Source organism: Serratia sp. CY56464, assembly GCF_052168435.1.
In the GTDB taxonomy this organism is placed as follows: domain Bacteria; phylum Pseudomonadota; class Gammaproteobacteria; order Enterobacterales; family Enterobacteriaceae; genus Serratia; species Serratia marcescens.
Genome location: NZ_JBJNMV010000001.1, coordinates 1,394,707 through 1,412,397 on the forward strand (window position 1 = coordinate 1,394,707; position 17,691 = coordinate 1,412,397).

Here is a 17,691-nt window from a genome sequence, read left to right on the forward strand (position 1 = left end):
TAATGATAGAGGCATGTAGGGTAAAAACAGTTGAGGAACAGCAACATGATTATTTTTGTTACCGGCGCCACCTCCGGTTTCGGCGAGGCCATTGCGCGCCGTTTTATCCGTGAAGGCCACCAGGTGATCGCCGCCGGGCGCCGCCTTGAGCGTCTTGAAGAGCTGCAGGAAGAACTCGGCCAAGCGCTGCACATCGTGCGGCTCGACGTGCGCAACCGCGCCGCCATTCAACAGGCGATCGAGGCACTGCCGGCCGAGCTGCGTCAGATTGACGTGCTGGTGAACAACGCCGGGCTGGCGTTGGGGCTGGAGCCGGCGCACAAGGCCAACGCCGATGACTGGGAAACCATGATCGACACCAACGCCAAGGGGCTGGTGAACATGACCCGCGCGCTGTTGCCGGCCATGGTCGAGCGCAACGTCGGCCATGTGATCAACATCGGCTCCACCGCCGCCAACTGGCCTTACGCCGGCGGCAACGTGTACGGCGCCACCAAGGCGTTCGTCAAACAGTTCAGCCTGGGCCTGCGCGCCGATCTGCACGGCACGCGCATTCGCGTGACCGATATCGAGCCGGGCCTGGTGGGCGGCACCGAATTCTCCAACGTGCGATTCAAGGGCGATGACGGCAAGGTCAACAAAACCTACGAAGGCGCCGATGCGCTGACGCCGGAAGACATCGCCGAGTCGGTGTTCTGGGTCGCGACGTTGCCGGCGCGCGTCAACATCAACACGCTGGAAATGATGCCGGTCAGCCAGTCCTTCGCCGGGCTGAACATCCACCGCGGCGCCTGAGCCGCGACGGCGGGAGGCGACTCTCGCCGCGTTTCCTCAGGCCGCGCGCCAGCCGGAAACGATAATCAGCATGCCCGCCAGCGCCACCCCGGCGCCGACCCAATCCAGCGCAGACAGCTTGACCCCGTCCACCACCCGCAGCCACAGCAGCGCGGTCGCCACATACACACCGCCGTAGGCCGCATAGACCCGCCCGCTGGCCGCCGGATGCAGCGTCAACAGCCAGACAAACAGCATCAGGCTCAATGCCGCCGGCAGCAGCAGCCAGGCGCTGCCCTGCTTCTTGAGCCACAGGTAAGGCAGGAAACAGCCGATAATTTCAGCCAGGGCGGTGGCGAAAAACAACAGCGTAGTTTTTAACATCGGTCGCAGTTTTCTCTCGATAAAGTAAACGAATCGGCGCTTGGCTGGTGAATTCCAGGAGCGCGGTGGTATATTTATCACCACGCCTGCGGGCGAGGTAACGCCAGTGCCGCCATCATCAGGCGCACTCACTCATAAGGATGAAACGATGAAAACATTTTCGACCCAACGACTGCTGCGCGGGATGCTGCCGGTCGCCATGCTGGCCGTCATGGGCGCCTGGCAGGCGCCGGCGCTGGCCGCCACCTGCACGCAGGGCAGCACCTGCGTCACCGTCGATGGCAAAGGCAGCGGCGCGATGAGCACCGAAGAAGCGCGCCAAAGCAAAGAGCAGTGGAATGATACCAAATCCCTGCGCCACAAGGTCAACACCCGCGTCGAGAAAGAGTTCGACAAGGCCGATCGCGCGGCGGATGACGAAGACCGCTGCAACGACAGCAACAACGTCAACGCCTACTGGGAACCGGACACCCGTAAATGCCTGGATCGCCAGACCGGGCGTCGGATTAATCCTTAATCCGCCTGCGGCGGGCGGGCATGCGTGAAACCCGGCCGCCGTTGCTGCTATCCTGTTACAGGAAGTTCATTGTCTAAAAGGATGACGTGATGAAGAAAACGCTGATATTAACCGCTGTATTGCTGGCCGGCGCCCCATTGGCGGCCCTGGCCTCCTGTGAAAGCGTGAAAGCGGACATTTCGCAAAAAATCGTCAATAACGGCGTTCCGGAGTCCGGCTTCAAACTGGAGATCGTGCCTAACGATCAGGCCGATCAAGCGGGCGGCCAGGTGGTCGGCCACTGCGAAAACGACACCCAGAAGATCGTTTATACCCGCCTGAACAATGGCGACGATAGTGGTGACGCGGCGCAGACCGGCACCAGCCAGGACACCTCCAACGCGCAGTAAGCCGCATCGGCTACCCAGGGCGCGCAACAGCCGCGCCCTTTCCTTTTCCTTTACGCCTGCTCCGCCTCTTCCTCTTCGCCTTGCGGCCGACAACGCGCGGGGATCAGCATCGCCGCCGCCAGCGCCAGCAACGACACCAACGCCGACACCAGGAACACCCAATGCAGCGAAGCCGCCACCTGCTGGATAAGCTGCGCCAGCGCCTCACTCCCCATGCTCTGGCGCACCGCCGGCTCCATCAGACGCTGCACCGGATCGTCAATTTCCGGCAAACGCCACTGCAGGTTGAGGTTCAGCGTGGCGCCCAAAATCGCGGTGCCGATGGCCGAGCCCACCATGCGGGTAAACACCGTACAGGCGGTGGCAATGCCGCGAATGCTGTAATGCGCCGCGTTCTGCACCGACACTAAAAACGTCGTGTTGCACAATCCCATACCGGCGCCGACCATAAACGCCGCCACCCGGCCCCACAGCAGACCGCCGTTCGGCTGCAACATCAGCAGGATCAGGCCGCCTGCCACCAACAGCAGTGCGCCCAGCAGCGCCGTGGCGCGATACGAAGTCATCAGCATCAAACGGCCGCTCAGCGTGCTGGCCAACGGCCAACCAATCGACATCAGCGCCAGCGTGGTGCCCGCCTCCAGCGGCGAGCCCCCCATCACGCCCTGAATGAAAGTGGGCAGGAAGGCGCTGATGCCCATCATCGCCGCGCCAATCACCAGCCCGCCGATGTTGCCGGCGACGATCACCCGGCTTTGCCACAGCGCCAGCGGGAACAGCGGTTCGACCGCGCGCCGCTCCTGACGTATCAACAGCGCCAGCGACGCCGCCGCCAGCGCCAGCAAGGGCGCCACCCACCATCCGAGGCTTTCCATCTGCAACAGCGCCAGCAGCAGCGCCGAAACGAACAGCGTCAGCCAGGCGGTGCCCGCCAGATCCAGCGCGTGCCGCCGCAGTTGCTGATGCGCCGGCAGATAGCGCCAGAGGAAGAACATCGCCAACAGGCCGATCGGCAGGTTGACCCAGAACACCAGCGCCCACGGCAGGTGTTGCACGATAAACGCGCCCAGCAGCGGGCCGATGATCGCCGATACGCCCCACACGCTCGACAGGTAGCCCATCACCTTCGGCCGTTCGGTGGCGCTGTAGATGTCGCCGATGATGGTGGACGCGATCGGCATGATGGCGCCGGCGCCCAATCCCTGCAATAAGCGGAAGCCGATCAGCCAATACATGTCGGGGGCGAAGCCGCACAGCACCGATCCCAGCAGGAACAGCGTCGCGCCGAAGAAGAACACCCGCTTGCGGCCGTAGAGATCCGCCAGCCGGCCGTAGATGGGAATGGTGATCGCCTGCGCCAGCAAATAGACCGCGAACACCCAGCCCAGCAGCGAGAAGCCGCCGAGGTCGCCGATGATGGTCGGCATGGCGGTGGCGACGATGGTGGCTTCGATCGCCGACATGAACATCGCCAGCATGCAGGCGATCAGGATCAGCGGGCGATGGGCAATGGGTGCGGGTGAAACGTTATTTGTCATGGCGTTATGCAGGCTTCCTGGCGTTTTTATTTTCCCTGAGTATATCAGCAAGCGCCTGCGCCAAGTCTATCCGCCCTCACATCCCGCCGTTGCCAATAGCGAATCGCACCATTTGGACTAACTGTTACGGCGTAACGTCTTACCGCGATTTTTTTTCACTTTACGCGCATCCCAGCGCTGACGCGGGCTGCGGCGCCAATACGGGCAAACTCAATCAGCTGATTTTGCTCATAAAACTTGGCACGGTCAACGACAGGGTGCTATACCTTCCCTAGCCGGCGCCTTTGGGCCTCGTGCTTTCTCGGGTTTAAATATCAGTATCTTATGCTGATTAACTCACGTATTGAGCCTACGTTCAGCACGCTGTGCCGAACGCACCCTTCGCTCAATGTCGCTAACCTCATGCGAAACGCCCGTTTTGTACCGCCACGCCCGCCGGGCCGTGGGCAACAATCAGAGCGGAATGCGCCGTCTCTTCGGCCGCTCCGCGCAACGGAGGACGCAACATCATGCACAAGTCAGCGCCATACCGGCGCCTGCTCCTCGGGAGCCTGTTGTTTATCGCCGTCATCGCGCTGCTGGTTTACGGCATCGGTTGGGAAACCCTCAAGTCGCGCCGGGAAGATTTGATCTACCTCGGCCAGCAACACATGTTCCTGGTGGTGTGTTCCATGCTGCTGTCGCTGCTGGTCGGCATTCCCAGCGGCATCCTGCTGAGCCGCCCTTTCGCCCGCCGCTGGGCGGAGCACGTGATGCAGATCTTTAACGTCGGCAACACCCTGCCGCCGCTGGCGGTGCTGGCGCTGGCGATGGTGATCATCGGCATCGGCGACCGGCCGGCGGTGGTGGCGTTGTTCCTCGCCTCGCTGCTGCCTATCGTGCGCAATACCTATGCCGGCCTGCGTTCAGTGCCGCCGGCGCTGGTCGAGGCCGCCAACGGTATTGGCATGACCGCCGGACAGCGGCTGCGCCAGGTCGAACTGCCCAACGCCCTGCCGGTGATCTTCGCCGGGGTGCGCATCGCGATGGCAATTAACGTCGGCACCGCGCCGCTGGCGTTTTTGATCGGCGCCAGCAGCTACGGCGAGCTGATCTTCCCCGGCATCTACCTGAACGACTTCCCGACGCTGATCCTCGGCGCCGCCGCCACCGCGCTGATCGCCCTGCTGCTCGATCTGGCGCTGGCCGGTCTCGGCCGCCGGCTCAGCCCGCACACCGCATCCTGATGGGAGAAACGCGATGACTCGATGGTTACAACGACTCCGCCACGCGCTGCTGTTCTCCTTGCTGATGACTGGCGCGGCCGCCTGGGCCGCCCCGCTGACGCTGGCGAGCAAGAACTTTACCGAACAGCGCATTCTGTCGGCGATCACCGTGCAATACCTGCGGGCCAAAGGTTTTCAGGTCGAACCCAAAACCAATCTGGCTACGGTGATCACCCGCAACGCGATGATCAACAAACAGATCGACATGACCTGGGAATACACCGGCACCTCGCTGATCATCTTTAACCACATCAATAAGCGCATGTCGCCGCAGGAGACCTACGACACGGTGAAAAAGCTCGACGCCAAACTCGGCCTGGTGTGGCTGCAGCCGGCGGACATGAACAACACCTATGCCTTCGCCATGCAGCGCCGGCGCGCGGAAAAAGAGCAGATCCGCACGATGTCGCAGCTGGTGGCCAAAGTGGAACAGGTGCGTAAAACCGACCCGAAACACAACTGGCTGCTGGGGCTGGATCTGGAGTTCGCCGGCCGTTCGGACGGCCTAAAACCGATGCAGGCGCTGTACGACATGCCGCTGGATCGCCCGCAAATCCGCCAGATGGACCCCGGCCTGGTCTACAACGCCATCCGCGACGGTTTCGTCGACGCCGGGCTGGTGTACACCACCGACGGCCGGGTGAAAGGCTTCGATCTGCAGGTGCTGGAAGACGACAAAGGCTATTTCCCGAGCTATGCGGTCACGCCGGTGGTGCGCGCCGACGTGTTGCAAAACACGCCGGGGCTGGAAGCGGCGCTGAACACGCTGTCGAAACAGTTCAACAATCAGGTGATCACCGAGCTTAACGCCAAGGTGGATATCGACTACCAGACGCCGCAACAGGTCGCCGACGCGTTCCTCAAGCAGCGCGGCCTGATTTAGGAGGCATGATGAATACCTTACTTTACGCCTGGCAAAACTGGGCCTATATCGCCGGATTGACGCTGGAACACCTGCTGCTGGTCGGCATCGCCGTCGGCCTGGCGATCCTGATCGGCGTGCCGCTCGGCGTGCTGATCGTCCGCCACAAATGGCTGGCGACGCCGGTGCTGAGCCTGGCCACGCTGGTGCTGACCGTGCCCTCCATCGCTCTGTTCGGGCTGATGATCCCGCTGTTTTCCTTAATCGGCCACGGCATTGGCTACGTACCGGCGATCACCGCGGTGTTCCTCTACTCGCTGCTGCCGATCGTGCGCAATACCCACACCGCGCTCGACAACCTGCCCGGCGGGCTGCGCGAAGCCGGCCGCGGCATCGGCATGACGTTCTGGCAACGCCTGCGCTGGGTGGAGATCCCGGTGGCGCTGCCGGTCATTTTCGGCGGCATTCGCACCGCCGTGGTGATGAATATCGGCGTGATGGCGATCGCCGCGGTGATCGGCGCCGGCGGTCTCGGCCTGCTGCTGCTCAACGGCATCAGCAGCAGCGACATCCGCCAGTTGATTACCGGCGCCGTGATGATCAGCCTGCTGGCGATCGTCCTCGATTGGTTATTGCACCGCTTGCAAATTGCGCTCACGCCCAAGGGGATCCGCTCATGATTAAATTGGAAAATCTGACCAAACAGTTCATGCAGAAGAACGGCACACCGTTCAACGCCGTCGACAACATCAATCTGGACGTGCCGGAAGGCGAAATCTGCGTGCTGCTCGGCCCTTCCGGCTGCGGCAAAACCACCACGCTGAAGATGATCAACCGCCTGATCGAACCCACCGGCGGCACCATTCTGATCAACGGTGAAGACACCAGCGCGCTGGATACCGTCAGCCTGCGCCGCAAAATCGGTTACGTCATCCAGCAGATCGGTCTGTTCCCCAACATGACCATCGAGGAGAACATCACCGTAGTGCCACGCATGCTGGGCTGGGACAAAAAACGCTGCCACGATCGCGCCGAGGAGCTGATGAGCATGGTGGCGCTGGATCCCAAGCGCTTTTTGCACCGCTACCCGAAAGAGATGTCCGGCGGGCAGCAACAGCGCATCGGCGTGATCCGCGCGCTGGCCGCCGATCCGCCGGTGCTGCTGATGGATGAACCTTTCGGCGCGGTGGACCCGATCAACCGCGAAACCATCCAGAACGAGTTTCTCGACATGCAGCGCCAGCTAAAAAAGACCGTGATGCTGGTCAGCCACGACATCGACGAAGCGCTGAAGCTCGGCGATCGCATCGCGGTGTTCCGCCAGGGCAAGATCGTGCAGAACGCCAGCGCCGATGAGCTGCTGGCGCGCCCGGCGAACGACTTCGTCGCCTCCTTTGTCGGCCAGGATCGCACGCTGAAGCGCCTGCTGCTGGTGCAGGCCGGCGACGTGGCCGATCAACAGGAAACGGTGACGGTGCGGCGGGAGACGCCGCTAGTGGAGGCGTTCGGGCTGATGGACGATATCGACGCCCGCTCGGTGACGGTGGTGGACGCCGACGGCAAACCGCTGGGCTACGTCAAACGCCGTGAGGCGCGCGGCGCGCCCGGGGTGTGCGCCGACAGCCTGCACCGCTTTCGCGTCACCGCCCGCGCGGAGGAGAACCTGCGCGTAGTGCTGTCCAAGCTGTACGAACACAACACATCCTGGATGCCGATCGTCGATGAAGACGGCCGCTACAGCGGCGAAATCTCGCAGGATTATATCGCCGACTACCTCAGCTCCGGCCGCACGCGCCGGGTGTTGACGCCGCAATAACCCCCGCCGGGGCGCTCGCCGCCCCGCCTATGCCGCAGTTTGCTAAAGATTCACTGGTCATCGGCCGGAGCGCCAAGCACAATGCGCTGATGACCCTTTGATTTTTCTCACGACGCCGCCCACGCATGAAAAGATTGGTCCACCTGCACCACTATCGCGCCCTGCTGCGCAGCCTGTTTATCGCCGTGTTTATCGGCGTCGCCGCCGCCCTGGCGGTGTGGCTGTTCCACCGTTCGATGATTGGCCTCGAGTGGCTGCTGCTCGGCAATGCCGACGGTAGCCTGGTGGCCGCCGCCGCCGCGCTGCCCGGCTGGCGACGCGCGCTGACGCCCGCCCTGGGCGGTCTGGCGGCGGGCCTGCTGCTGTATATTCACCAGCGCTACCGTCACCAGCGTCCGGCGGCGCCCACCGACTATATGGAAGCGATTGAGACCGGCAACGGCAAGCTGGATACCGGCGCCAGTCTGGTGAAGTGTCTGGCGTCGCTGCTGGTGGTGTCGAGCGGCAGCGCCATCGGCCGTGAAGGCGCGATGATCCTGCTGGCGGCGCTGGTGGGATCGCTCTTCGCCCAGCGCTTTACGCACGAGAAAGAATGGAAACTGTGGGTGGCCTGCGCCGCCGCCGCCGGGATGGCCAGCGCCTATCATGCGCCGTTGGCGGGCAGCCTGTTTATCGCCGAGATCCTGTTCGGCACCCTGATGCTGGCCTCGCTCGGCCCGGTGGTGATCGCCGCAGTGAGCGCCCTGCTGATGACCAACCTGCTTAACGGCGGCCAGGCGCCGCTCTACCTGGTGACGCCGCTCGCCGCCCCTCTACCGACGCAATACCTGCTGATGGCGCTGGTCGGCGTGGTGGCCGGCGCCGGCGGGCCGCTGTTTTTGTGGTTGATGACCGCCACCGGCCGCGCGTTCCGATCGCTGCGGTTGAAGCCGCCGTTGCAGCTGGCGCTGGGCGGCCTGATCGTCGGGCTGCTTTCGCTGCTGTTCCCACAGGTGTGGGGCAACGGTTACAGCGTGGTGCAGGCGCTGCTGATCGCGCCGCCGGGGGTGTTGCTGCTGGGCGCGATCCTGGTATGCAAGCTGTTGGCGATCCTCGCCAGCAGCGGGTCGGGCGCGCCCGGCGGGGTCTTCACCCCGACGCTGTTCGTCGGCGCCGCGCTCGGTTCTATCATCGGTCAGCTGTTCGGCCTGTGGCCGGGCATGGATGCGGCGGTGCCGCTGCTGCTGGCGCTGACCGGCATGGCCACCCTGCTGGCCGCCACCACCCATGCGCCGATCATGGCGGCGCTGATGGTGTTTGAAATGACCGGCGAATACGCGCTGCTGCCCGGCATTCTGCTGGCCTGCGTGATCGCCACCACCGTGTCGCGTGGCCTGCGGCCGGTATCGGTATACCACACCGCGCCACCGCCCAAACGCGAGGCTTAAAACTCGCCCTGCTGCAGCAGCTTCCTGAACTGCGGGCACTGTAGGTGTTCCGGTTCAGGGCAATCGACCATGTGCTGCAAACCGGCGCGCACCTGCCCCAGACGCCGCAGGGTGCGATCCAGTTCTTCAATCCGCGCCGCCAGCAGCCGGCGATCGAGGGCAATGCGTCCCCGCTCGTCAAACAGCGAGGCGATCTCATCCAGCGTAAATCCCGCCAGCCGCCCGAGGGCGATCAGCTTCAGTTGATCCAGCACCCCAGCAGCGTATTGGCGACGTAAACCATTGCGGCCTATCGACGTGATCAGCCCTTTTTTCTCGTAATGCCGCAGCGCCGAGGGCGCGATGCCGCTCAAACGCGCCACCTCGCCAATATCCAGTTCTTTTGCCATTGACTTAAAGTCGACTTTAAGTTGCACACTGTGCGCACATTACACCATGAGTGACTTTAAGGGCACGAAAATGACGACAGAAATTTTACTGATGATTATGCTGGCCGGGGTGGGCGCCACGCTGTGCACCGATCTGTGGGCCATCGTGCAAAAGCGCGTGCTGGGCATCCCGCCCCTTAACTACGCGCTGGTTGGCCGCTGGTTTATCGGCCTGTTCGACGGCCGGTTTTATCACGCTCCGATCATGGCGGCGCCGGTGCGACGGGGAGAAAAAGCGATGGGATGGCTGCTGCACTACGCGATCGGCGTCGCCTTCGCCTTTATCCCGCTCGGCTTGGCGGGCATCGCGTGGTACGCCGCGCCGACGCCGCTGGTCGCGCTGCTGAGCGGCTGGCTGAGCCTGGCGGCGCCCTTCTTCGTGATGCAGCCGGCGTTGGGCTTTGGCGTGGCGGCGGCGAACACCCCCAATCCGACGCGTAGCCGCATCATCAGCCTGCTGGTGCATACGGTGTACGGCCTGGGGCTGTTTGTCTCCGCCCGTTTGTTGGCCCCTTTGCTGGCCTGAGCGCGCTAGCGCAGCAGCGTGGAAATGTCGAGGTAGTGCGCCAGTTCACGCTGCTCCGCGCGCGGCAGATACGGGATCTCACCCAGCAGCGGCGCGGAAATGCGCTGCTGCAGCGCCGCGATGGTTTCGGCATAGTGCGCCAACCCCGGGTTGATGCGGTTGGCGACCCAGCCCAGCAACGGCAGGCCGTCGTTGATAATCGACTGTGCGGTCAGCAACGCGTGGCTGACGCAGCCCAGCTTGATGCCCACCACCAGCACCACCGGCAGCTGTTCCTGCACCACCCACTCGGCGTAAGGCCGCAGATCGTTCATCAGCACCCGCCAACCGCCGCTGCCTTCCACCACCACCGTATCGGCTTTGGCGGACAGATCCCGCAGACCGCTGCTCATCACGCCATAGTTGATGTCCTCGGTCGCATGCGCGTGAAACACCTCATCCAGGCAGGTGATGGGATTGATCTCCTCGTAGGACAGCGGCAGGGTTGAAGATGCCTGCAATACCAAAGCGTCTTTATTGCGGATGCCCTCGCTGGTTTCCTGGCAGCGCGCGGCGATCGGCTTGTAGCCGGCCACCGAACGGCCTTCGGCGGCCAGCGCCTGCATCAACCCGCGGGAAACCACGGTTTTACCGACGTCGGTATCCGTGCCTGTCACAAATAAACGCTTCAACATGAATAAAATGCCCCAGAATGCCCCGTTAACAATGTATCGCCGCACCGGCGGCGAAGAAGTCTTTCGGAAAAATTCTAGGGGATGCTGCCGCGTAGGGGCTTGAGGTAGCTCAATCTTTTGCAGGATTAATAAGAAGTTCTGATGTTAGCCTTGCAGCAGTTGCACCAGCAATGAACCATTGTACAGCGCCTCTTTCACCAGCGCCGCGCCGGGCATGGTGCCCTGATTGAAGAACTGCGTGGATTCGACCTTGACCTGCTCGCTGTAGGCCGGCAGCGCCTGCTGGCGAATGCAGGAGACGATGGCCGGGTGCAATATCTCCGCCGCGCGGTTGAGCGGCGAGCCCACCAGGATCTTCTCCGGATTGAACAGGTTGACCATGATAGCCAGAATGCGCCCCACGCTGTGACCGACGCCGAGAATGATGTCCCGCGCCAGCTGATCGCCCGCCAGCGCGGCGTCGCACAGCGATTCGACGGTCAGCGGCGCGCCGTGCAGGCTGGAGCTCATCGAGCCGCTCAGCCGCTGCTGGGCGATCTCCAGCATGTTCTCGATGCTGGCCACGGTTTCGAGACAGCCGTGGTTGCCGCAGTAGCAGCGTTTGCCGTAGGGATCGACCTGGGTGTGGCCGATCTCCACCACGCTGTGGCTGCCGGCGTGCAGCACGTGGCCGCCGGTGATCACGCCGGCGCCGACGTTGTGGTCGATCACCACCTGAATCACGTTCTGGCTGCCGCGCGAGGCGCCATATAGCGCCTCGGCCATGGTCCAGGCGCTGATGTCGTGCTGCAGGTAAACCGGCAGACCGGTGCGGGTTTCCAGCGCCGGGCCGAGCGGCATCTCCAGCACGTCGTAAAACGGCATGCGGTGCACCACGCCGGACTGCACGTCGATCATGCCCGGCAGCGTAATGGCGATCGCCGTCAGCCGCTCCAGCTTGCTTTGGTGGCGGATAAAGAATTGGTCGACTTCGGTCAGGATGCGTTTCAGCAGCGGTTCGGGGTGTTCGGCCGCCAGCGGCAGCTGCTCCTCCACCACCAGTTTACTGCTGAGATCGCGCAGCGCCAGCGTGATGCTGCCGCGGCTGATACGGGCGGACAGGTAATGCCAGGCCTCGGTGTCCAGCACCAGCCCCACCGCCGGGCGGCCCCGGCTGCCGATTTCCTGGTACTCGGTTTCCTTGACCAGATGGGCTTCCAGCAGTTCGCGCACGATCTTGGTGATGCTGGCGGGCGCCAGCTGCGCGCGTTTTGACAGTTCGATACGCGAAATCGGGCCCAGCTGATCGATTAGCCGATAAACCGCCCCCGCATTGGTCTGCTTGATTTGATCGATATGCCCAGGCTGCCCAACCGCAATCACAAACCTGCTCCTACTATTTTTCGCGCTTCTAAATAAAGACTAGGGGTTATGGTGGGGCTTTTGTCATACAGCGTCAACTATTTGATTAGTTATGTGATTTGCTGCACAAATTCCTCGCAATTTCAGCGTGAATTGATTTTTATTTGCCCAAGTTCAACGTCATTTCAGCATCAACGCCATCAGCGCCTGCGCGGCAGCGGTCAGCGGCCGGCGGCGGTGATGCACCAGCCACACTTCGGTGGTGGCGTCCGGCTCCGCCAGCGGCAAATAGCGCACGCCGTCCACCCGCACCCGGGCGAAAGACGCCGGCAGAATCGAGACGCCCAATCCGGCGGAGACCAGCCCGATGATGGTCATCGCTTCCCCCACTTCCTGGGTGATATACGGGGTAATGCCGGCTTTGCCGAGCAGCAGCAGAATTTCGTCGTACAGCGCGGTGCCCACTTCGCGCGAGAAGAACACGAACGGTTCCCGCGCCAAGTGTTGAAACCGCAGCGCGCCGCCGGGCGTTTCCGCCAGCGGATGCCCTTCCGGCACCACCGCCACCAGCGGCTCACGCAGCAGCAGCTGATAGTGTAGCGCCTCCGGCAGCCGCGTATTGCGCATCACTCCCAGATCCAGCTCACCGTTCAGCAGCGGTTCGATCTGCTGTTTGGTGTTGATTTCGCGCATCTTGATGTGCACCTGCGGGGACTGCTGGCGAAAGGCGCGCAGGCTGCGCGCCACCACGCCGATAAAGGGCGCGGAAGAAGTAAAGCCGATGGTCATTTCCCCCAGTTCGCCGCGATCCAGGCGCGCCGCCTTTTCCGCCGCGCGCCCGACCTGATCGAGCACCTGATAGGCTTCTTTGAGGAACATCTCCCCGGCCTGCGTCAAGCTGACGTTGCGGTTGTTGCGCGCCAGCAAGCGCGCGCCGACCATCTCTTCCAGCGCCTGAATTTGCTGGCTGAGCGGCGGCTGGGAGATGCGCAACCGCTCGGCGGCGCGGCCAAAATGCAGCTCTTCCGCCACGGCGATAAAGTAACGCAGGTGTCTCAGTTCGATATTCATATTTAAAACGTCTTAATTTGAATTATTAATATATTAGACAAAAAAATCGCCGCTCCCTATCATTTTGTTATCTGTAACCTGTCTGTTTATCTCCCCGAAGTTCGGTAAGGAAACGCTGTGACAACCCCTGTGCGTTCTGCGGCCGCGATGCCGTCGACGCTGGCCGCCAACGATGACGCGGCCGCTGCGCCAAAAGTAAAACGCTCCACCCTCAACAACAAACTCCCCTATATCGAACGCGGCACGCCGCAGTTTATGCGCGTGACGCTGGCGCTGTTTTCCGCCGGGCTGGCGACCTTCGCGCTGCTCTACTGCGTGCAGCCGATCCTGCCGGTGCTGTCGCAAGATTTCGGCGTCTCGCCGGCGGAAAGCAGCCTGTCGCTTTCGGTCTCCACCGGCCTGCTGGCGATCGGCCTGATGTTTACCGGGCCGTTGTCCGACGCCATCGGCCGCAAGTCGGTGATGGTGGTGGCGCTGCTGCTGGCGGCGGTTTGCACGCTGATTTGCGCCTTTATGACCAGCTGGCACGGCATTTTGCTGATGCGCGCGCTGATCGGCCTGTCGCTGAGCGGCGTGGCGGCGGTCGGCATGACCTACCTCAGCGAAGAGATCCATCCGAGCTTCGTCGCCTTCTCGATGGGGCTGTATATCAGCGGCAACTCGATCGGCGGCATGAGCGGCCGCCTGGTGACCGGGGTGTTGACCGATTTCTTTTCCTGGCGCGTATCACTTGGCGTCATCGGCCTGTTCGCCCTCGCCGCCGCCTGCATGTTCTGGCGTATCCTGCCTGCCTCGCGGCATTTTCGCGCCAGCTCGCTGCGCCCCCGCACCCTGCTGATCAACTTCAAACTGCATTGGCACGATAAGGGGCTGCCGCTGCTGTTCGCGGAGGGTTTCCTGCTGATGGGCAGCTTCGTCACCCTGTTCAACTACATCGGTTATCGCCTGCTGGCGGATCCTTACCACCTGAGCCAGGCGGTGGTCGGCCTGCTGTCGGTGGTGTACCTCACCGGTTCCTACAGCTCGCCCAAGGCCGGCGCGCTCACCTCACGCTTCGGACGTGGCCCGGTGCTGCTGGCGTCGATCGTGATTATGCTGATCGGGATCCTGATTACCGCGCTGCCGCAGGTGCCGGCGATCTTTATCGGCATGATGCTGTTCACCGCCGGTTTCTTCGCCGCCCACTCGGTGGCCAGCAGCTGGATTGGCCGCCGCGCGCGCCGCGCCAAAGGCCAGGCGTCGTCGCTGTACCTGTTCTGCTATTACGTCGGCTCCAGCGTGGCCGGCACCCTCGGCGGCGTGTTCTGGCACAGCTTCGGCTGGAATGGCGTGGCGGCGTTCATCAGCCTGATGCTGTTGCTGGCGCTGCTGGTGGTGCATTACCTGAAACGCCTGCCGGAAGCGGCCCGTCTCTGAAAAGAAAAAGCCGCGGCGACTTGCCGCGGCTCGTCATGCCGGAGCCTGTGATTATTGACCGGTTTTCCAGCGGGTGCGCAGGTAGTTCACGGCCTTATCCGTTTGCGGCTCGGTCAGATAACGTTGCCGGAACAGGATGGTTCCCCCCATCCCCGGCAGGCACTCGTTGAGATCCAACTGCCTTTTCAGCTCGGGGACGCCGCCGTCGACGGTCCAGGCCGGCTCGCTGGCCGATGGCGTACCCACTTTATACAGCGCCACCCCGGCATAAAGCCGAACCGGCGTGCCTTTCACCACCTCGGCCCACCAGTTGGCCAGCACGTCGTAGCGGACAATTTCACGATCAAAAGGCCAATACAGCTGCGGTGCGATGTAGTCGAGCAGCCCCAGCTTGACCCACTGGCGCGTATCGGCATAGGCCGTATCGTACGACGGCGCGCCGGCCCGCGTCGCCGAGCCGGCAGGATCGTCCGCTTGGTTTCGCCATACGCCCGCCGGGCTGACGCCAAACGCGACTGCGGGCTTCAACGCTTTGACGGTGGCGGAAACCTGTTTTATCAATTGCAGCGTATTGTCTCTTCGCCAGGCGGCTTTGTCTGCAAACCCTTGGCCGTATTCGCGATACGTCCTTTCATCATCCAGCGGCGATTGCGGCGTTTCGTAATAGAAATAATCGTCAAACTGAATGCCGTCGACATCATAGTTTTTGACAACTTCAGCCACCACGCCGGTGATCCAGTTGCGCACGTCGGGCAGACCAGGATCGAGCACGAAGCGATCGCTGGCAGTGCGGATCCAGTCGGGATGCAGCGCATAGACGCTGGCCGGCGGCGACTGCAGCGTATGATTAAGTGCATCTATCGTTTGCTGTCGGGTATTCATGGAAACCCGATAAGGGTTCAGCCAGGCGTGGACCTTGATGCCGCGCCGGTGCGCTTCTGTCAGCATAAAGGCCAGCGGATCATAACCGGGATCCTGGCCCACGGTGCCGGTCAATACCTCCGACCAGGGCAAGATGTCAGAACGCCACAGGGCCGTTCCGTCCGGTTTAACCTGAAAATACACCGTGTTAATCCCGGTTTTCACCATGTCGTCCAGCGCGTCCGTCAGCCCCTGCTTCTGCAGGCGCGCCCGCTCTTGCGGGGATTCCGCTTTCAGCGAGGCCGCCGGCGGCCAGTCCAATCCAATGACCGTGGACAGCCAGATGCCCCGCATCGGTGTAACCGGCGGTGTCGGCCGCGAGGGCTTCTCCGGTTCGGGGGGCTTGGCGCATCCGCCCACGCCCAGCATGGCGGCCATCAACAGCCATCCGCCTAATTTTGTTGCGCCTGTCGGCATCAGTATTCTCCTTCCGTGAGTGACGGTTATCCCATGTCGCGGCGTGCGGAGCAAGAAACCGCCCGCTTTCTCAACGCTAGCAAGCTGCCGGCGCCGCCCTTTCTGACGACGCCGGTACTTGTCCCATTACCAGCTCAGCCCCGTCCCACGAGGGAATGCGATTTTTCCCGTGTTGGTTTCCACATCGTAGTCATGCCAGGTGTTGACCGGCAGTTTGCCCTGCGGGGTGATTTTCCCCGTCAGCACCTGCGCCAGCGATACCATCGAGTGGCCGCGCCATACCCCGCCGTCATAGCCGTAATAGGAATAGGTAGCGACAGCCGCCTCCACCTCTGCGGCATAGTTCACGATATCGTAAGGTGCGCGCAGTGAGAGATGAACGCGCTTTCTCCCCTGCTCGGCGGCGTATTTCAGCCAGCCCGGATAAGGACTGGTATCATTAGCCGCCCCGGTTGCGGAGGTCACGACCCCATCCTGCTCGGCAGGCGTAAAGCGGGTTGAGAGGGTTCCGAGCAAGAACACGTCGCAGCCGGCAATATGTTCCCTGACCTGGGCGTCGCTCAGTTCCGTTTCCTTCGCGGCCACGACGTTCTGATAGCCCTCCTGCGCCATCACGTTCGCAATGCCGTTGGCCTGCTCGCCCCACGGCGTCAGAATAAAGTAGCGCAGCGCCTTGTCCTTTAGCGGCAGCAGACATTGACGGTTGATAACCACGGTAATGGAACGATCGGCGATGCGCTTTTCCAGCTTGTGCGCTGACGACGCAACGTCGTTGGAACAAGGTTTATCGCTATGGCCCATCAGGCCATGGCGTAATTTCAGGCGCAAAATGCGCTCGACCGAGGCATCGATATCAGCCTCGCTGAGATGCCCGGTTTTCACCCGCTCCGCAATGTAGCGGATAAGCTCGGGCAGCAGGCTCGCCTGCGCCGGCGAGGCGATGCTGACAGGCATCAGGGCGATATCCACCCCGGCGGTAAAGACGTTTTCAGCCGCCGCTTGCTGACTGAAATGCTCGGCAATCGCGCCCATATCCAGCGCGTCTGAAATCGTTACGCCGGCATAACCCAGCTCATTGCGCAGGATCTGGGTCTGGATTTCGCGCGACATGGTGGCCGGCACCGTGATTTTATCACCGTTGCGGGTGTCGATCTGGCTGTTATCCAGTGCGGGGTACTGAATATGCGCAGTCATCACCATGTCCGGCGCCACGCAGCGGTCAATGGCCTGCTTGTAAGGCGCGATATCGATGGCAAAGGCCTCTTCCCGCGTACGATCGACGCGCGGCAAACCGGTATGCGAATCGGTGGAGGTGCTGCCATGGCCGGGGAAGTGTTTGTACGCGGTGATCAGCCCTTGCTGCTTCATCCCCGCCACCATTTTCTCGGCCAGGCGGGCAACGGTGTTCTTATCATCGCTGAAGGCGCGAACGTTAATCACCGGGTTGAACGGGTTGGTGTTGACATCCACGACCGGGGCAAAGTTGGTATTGATATGCAACGCGCGCATATCCTGAGCCATCAGTTTGCCCTGTTCAACGGCGAGCTGTTTATCCGCGCCGCCCTCAATCGCCGCCGCCAGCGCCATATTGCCGGGGAATGAGGCGTAGTCGCCGCGCGGCAGCCGGAAAACGTTACCGCCTTCGTTATCCGTACCAATAAACAAACGAACGCCGGCGTGCGTTTTCATCGCGGCATACCAGGCCGTCAGCGTTTTGATCTGCTGCTTGTCTTTCAGATTATTGGCAAACAGGATCACCCCACCTATGTGGTTATCGGTGATCAGCTTGCCAATGGCTGCATCGGGAACGGTCATATCCTGATTGCTGCTACCGTTCTGATCCCAGTAGCGAAAATCCAGCATGATTTTTTGCCCGATCTTCTCTTCCAGCGTCATGTTTTTGACTTTCTGTTTAATATCCACCG

General features: G+C 62.2%; 18 protein-coding genes. 10 read left to right on the forward strand and 8 right to left on the reverse strand.

Features of this window, described 5'->3' with window-relative positions:
• Positions 1-45 precede the first annotated feature (45 nt).
• Entirely contained in the window at positions 46-795 is a 750-nt protein-coding gene (gene ydfG / locus ACJ8KE_RS06720; RefSeq protein WP_016927858.1) for a bifunctional NADP-dependent 3-hydroxy acid dehydrogenase/3-hydroxypropionate dehydrogenase YdfG, read from the forward strand.
• A 36-nt stretch (positions 796-831) separates the two neighbouring features.
• Here ydfG and ACJ8KE_RS06725 read toward each other — a convergent pair whose 3' ends face one another.
• A complete protein-coding gene (locus ACJ8KE_RS06725; protein WP_004938563.1) occupies positions 832-1,158 on the reverse strand; it encodes a YnfA family protein in 327 nt (108 codons plus the stop codon).
• A 148-nt stretch (positions 1,159-1,306) separates the two neighbouring features.
• Between ACJ8KE_RS06725 and ACJ8KE_RS06730 the strand changes: the two genes are divergently transcribed.
• Together ACJ8KE_RS06730 and ACJ8KE_RS06735 are read left to right on the forward strand one after the other, a co-directional pair.
• Positions 1,307-1,675: a DUF1283 family protein gene (locus ACJ8KE_RS06730; RefSeq protein ID WP_004938560.1), complete on the forward strand. Its 369-nt coding sequence runs from the start codon at positions 1,307-1,309 to the stop codon at positions 1,673-1,675.
• Positions 1,676-1,764: 89 nt separating this feature from the next.
• Complete coding sequence (locus ACJ8KE_RS06735) at positions 1,765-2,064, forward strand: DUF1161 domain-containing protein (protein WP_004938557.1); 300 nt, start codon at positions 1,765-1,767, stop codon at positions 2,062-2,064.
• A 50-nt stretch (positions 2,065-2,114) separates the two neighbouring features.
• On the opposite strand, the gene ACJ8KE_RS06740 is transcribed toward ACJ8KE_RS06735, so the two are convergent.
• Positions 2,115-3,602 carry an MDR family MFS transporter gene (locus tag ACJ8KE_RS06740; protein WP_016927859.1) on the reverse strand — a complete coding sequence of 496 codons (1,488 nt, stop codon included), beginning with the start codon at positions 3,600-3,602 and terminating at the stop codon, positions 2,115-2,117.
• 509 nt (positions 3,603-4,111) lie between these two features.
• Here ACJ8KE_RS06740 and ACJ8KE_RS06745 point away from each other — a divergent pair.
• From ACJ8KE_RS06745 to clcB, 5 genes are all read left to right on the forward strand, one after another.
• Entirely contained in the window at positions 4,112-4,828 is a 717-nt protein-coding gene (locus ACJ8KE_RS06745; protein WP_004938551.1) for an ABC transporter permease, read from the forward strand.
• A gap of 64 nt (positions 4,829-4,892) precedes the next feature.
• Positions 4,893-5,750, forward strand: coding sequence for a glycine betaine ABC transporter substrate-binding protein (locus ACJ8KE_RS06750; protein ID WP_227944616.1), 858 nt, complete (start codon positions 4,893-4,895; stop codon positions 5,748-5,750).
• A gap of 8 nt (positions 5,751-5,758) precedes the next feature.
• Positions 5,759-6,409, forward strand: a complete 651-nt coding sequence (gene osmW / locus ACJ8KE_RS06755) for an osmoprotectant ABC transporter permease OsmW (RefSeq protein ID WP_004938544.1) — start codon at positions 5,759-5,761, stop codon at positions 6,407-6,409.
• A complete protein-coding gene (gene osmV, locus ACJ8KE_RS06760) occupies positions 6,406-7,545 on the forward strand; it encodes an osmoprotectant ABC transporter ATP-binding protein OsmV (protein WP_016927861.1) in 1,140 nt (379 codons plus the stop codon). Before osmW ends, osmV begins: the two co-directional genes overlap by 4 nt.
• A gap of 125 nt (positions 7,546-7,670) precedes the next feature.
• Positions 7,671-8,972, forward strand: coding sequence for a voltage-gated ClC-type chloride channel ClcB (gene clcB, locus ACJ8KE_RS06765; RefSeq protein WP_016927862.1), 1,302 nt, complete (start codon positions 7,671-7,673; stop codon positions 8,970-8,972).
• On the opposite strand, the gene ACJ8KE_RS06770 is transcribed toward clcB, so the two are convergent.
• A complete protein-coding gene (locus tag ACJ8KE_RS06770; RefSeq protein ID WP_123867603.1) occupies positions 8,969-9,361 on the reverse strand; it encodes a helix-turn-helix domain-containing protein in 393 nt (130 codons plus the stop codon). The two genes, clcB and ACJ8KE_RS06770, sit on opposite strands and share 4 nt — an antisense overlap.
• A gap of 70 nt (positions 9,362-9,431) precedes the next feature.
• On the opposite strand from ACJ8KE_RS06770, the gene ACJ8KE_RS06775 reads away from it, so the two are divergent.
• Positions 9,432-9,926, forward strand: a complete 495-nt coding sequence (locus ACJ8KE_RS06775; RefSeq protein ID WP_115435993.1) for a DUF2938 domain-containing protein — start codon at positions 9,432-9,434, stop codon at positions 9,924-9,926.
• Positions 9,927-9,931: 5 nt separating this feature from the next.
• Here the strand turns inward: ACJ8KE_RS06775 and bioD are convergent, their stop codons facing one another.
• The 3 genes from bioD to ACJ8KE_RS06790 all read right to left on the reverse strand — a co-directional run bounded on the left by bioD (position 9,932) and on the right by ACJ8KE_RS06790 (position 13,012).
• A complete protein-coding gene (gene bioD / locus ACJ8KE_RS06780; protein WP_004938529.1) occupies positions 9,932-10,600 on the reverse strand; it encodes a dethiobiotin synthase in 669 nt (222 codons plus the stop codon).
• A 144-nt stretch (positions 10,601-10,744) separates the two neighbouring features.
• Positions 10,745-11,962 carry a sugar metabolism global transcriptional regulator Mlc gene (gene mlc / locus ACJ8KE_RS06785; RefSeq protein ID WP_016927865.1) on the reverse strand — a complete coding sequence of 406 codons (1,218 nt, stop codon included), beginning with the start codon at positions 11,960-11,962 and terminating at the stop codon, positions 10,745-10,747.
• A gap of 159 nt (positions 11,963-12,121) precedes the next feature.
• Positions 12,122-13,012, reverse strand: coding sequence for a LysR family transcriptional regulator (locus ACJ8KE_RS06790; protein WP_049298953.1), 891 nt, complete (start codon positions 13,010-13,012; stop codon positions 12,122-12,124).
• Positions 13,013-13,159: 147 nt separating this feature from the next.
• Between ACJ8KE_RS06790 and ACJ8KE_RS06795 the strand changes: the two genes are divergently transcribed.
• Positions 13,160-14,428, forward strand: a complete 1,269-nt coding sequence (locus ACJ8KE_RS06795) for an MFS transporter (protein ID WP_170913122.1) — start codon at positions 13,160-13,162, stop codon at positions 14,426-14,428.
• Positions 14,429-14,479: 51 nt separating this feature from the next.
• On the opposite strand, the gene ACJ8KE_RS06800 is transcribed toward ACJ8KE_RS06795, so the two are convergent.
• Positions 14,480-15,766, reverse strand: coding sequence for a glycoside hydrolase family 10 protein (locus ACJ8KE_RS06800; RefSeq protein ID WP_406948081.1), 1,287 nt, complete (start codon positions 15,764-15,766; stop codon positions 14,480-14,482).
• Between the two features lie 126 nt (positions 15,767-15,892).
• The gene (locus ACJ8KE_RS06805; protein WP_110146956.1) at positions 15,893-17,689 is read right to left on the reverse strand and encodes a glycoside hydrolase family 3 protein; all 1,797 of its coding nucleotides are present in this window, start codon (positions 17,687-17,689) and stop codon (positions 15,893-15,895) included.
• Positions 17,690-17,691: the final 2 nt, after the last annotated feature.

Coding starts and splice junctions, on each gene's coding strand:
- ACJ8KE_RS06740 (WP_016927859.1), bottom strand. CDS start 3,602: ATGACAAATAACGTTTCACCCGCACCCATTGCCCATCGCCCGCTGATC.
- osmV (WP_016927861.1), top strand. CDS start 6,406: ATGATTAAATTGGAAAATCTGACCAAACAGTTCATGCAGAAGAACGGC.
- ACJ8KE_RS06745 (WP_004938551.1), top strand. CDS start 4,112: ATGCACAAGTCAGCGCCATACCGGCGCCTGCTCCTCGGGAGCCTGTTG.
- ACJ8KE_RS06750 (WP_227944616.1), top strand. CDS start 4,893: ATGACTGGCGCGGCCGCCTGGGCCGCCCCGCTGACGCTGGCGAGCAAG.
- ACJ8KE_RS06790 (WP_049298953.1), bottom strand. CDS start 13,012: ATGAATATCGAACTGAGACACCTGCGTTACTTTATCGCCGTGGCGGAA.
- ACJ8KE_RS06800 (WP_406948081.1), bottom strand. CDS start 15,766: ATGCCGACAGGCGCAACAAAATTAGGCGGATGGCTGTTGATGGCCGCC.
- clcB (WP_016927862.1), top strand. CDS start 7,671: ATGAAAAGATTGGTCCACCTGCACCACTATCGCGCCCTGCTGCGCAGC.
- ACJ8KE_RS06725 (WP_004938563.1), bottom strand. CDS start 1,158: ATGTTAAAAACTACGCTGTTGTTTTTCGCCACCGCCCTGGCTGAAATT.
- osmW (WP_004938544.1), top strand. CDS start 5,759: ATGAATACCTTACTTTACGCCTGGCAAAACTGGGCCTATATCGCCGGA.
- ACJ8KE_RS06775 (WP_115435993.1), top strand. CDS start 9,432: ATGACGACAGAAATTTTACTGATGATTATGCTGGCCGGGGTGGGCGCC.
- ydfG (WP_016927858.1), top strand. CDS start 46: ATGATTATTTTTGTTACCGGCGCCACCTCCGGTTTCGGCGAGGCCATT.
- ACJ8KE_RS06770 (WP_123867603.1), bottom strand. CDS start 9,361: ATGGCAAAAGAACTGGATATTGGCGAGGTGGCGCGTTTGAGCGGCATC.
- ACJ8KE_RS06730 (WP_004938560.1), top strand. CDS start 1,307: ATGAAAACATTTTCGACCCAACGACTGCTGCGCGGGATGCTGCCGGTC.
- ACJ8KE_RS06795 (WP_170913122.1), top strand. CDS start 13,160: ATGCCGTCGACGCTGGCCGCCAACGATGACGCGGCCGCTGCGCCAAAA.
- bioD (WP_004938529.1), bottom strand. CDS start 10,600: ATGTTGAAGCGTTTATTTGTGACAGGCACGGATACCGACGTCGGTAAA.
- ACJ8KE_RS06735 (WP_004938557.1), top strand. CDS start 1,765: ATGAAGAAAACGCTGATATTAACCGCTGTATTGCTGGCCGGCGCCCCA.